This window comes from Cyanobium sp. NIVA-CYA 375, assembly GCF_056108345.1.
In genome coordinates, this window is record NZ_JBSYHW010000370.1 from 1 (window position 1) to 625 (window position 625).

The 625-nt window shown below is 65.4% G+C and carries 1 protein-coding gene; it reads right to left on the reverse strand.

The features are described 5' to 3' along the window. Positions 1-63: 63 nt before the first annotated feature. Positions 64-625 (reverse strand): hypothetical protein (locus AC01FP_RS18645; RefSeq protein WP_474482386.1); only part of this gene is annotated, 562 nt, incomplete at its 5' end.

The following is a 625-nucleotide window of genomic DNA, read 5'->3' on the forward strand; positions in this document are numbered from 1 at the left end:
TCAGCAACGGCCTGATCAAGGTCCGCAATCCGGACGCGCCGCTCGACTGAACAGCGCCACCGCTCAGGGGCACTGGGCATAACCGGACGCCTGATAGACCGTGCGATCCTGCCCGTCGCGCAGCTCGATGGAGGCTTCATATCGCTTGCCCGAGGCCGCACCAGGTTCTTCCTGCCCCAGGCCGAAGCGGAGCGAGTATTCGCGCCCGTCATACTTGGTCCAGGCCAGTTCAGGTCCCTTCTGCACCCCGTTGTCCGGGGCAAATTCGGCGATCTCGCCGCTGATCTTCATCACCGCCTTTGCATCCATCGCCAGCAGGATCGGTGCCATCCCGCCGCCATCGGGAGCGAAGGCGCAGGCCGGATCGGTCAGGCCGTTCGCTTCGATATCGGGATAGAGAATCCGCTCGGGGGAGACCGGCACTGCCGTCCCTTCATTGGCCCGCTCGATCTCTGCGACCTTCTCCGCCGCCGTCTCCCGCTCGCCGTCGCCGCACCCGGCAAGGGCCAGCGGGGCAAGGAAAATTGCCAAGCGCATCAATGCCTCCCGAACAGTTTCTCGACGTCTTCCATCTTCAGCTTGACCCAGGTCGGGCGGCCGTGGTTGCACTGGCCCGAGCGGGGCG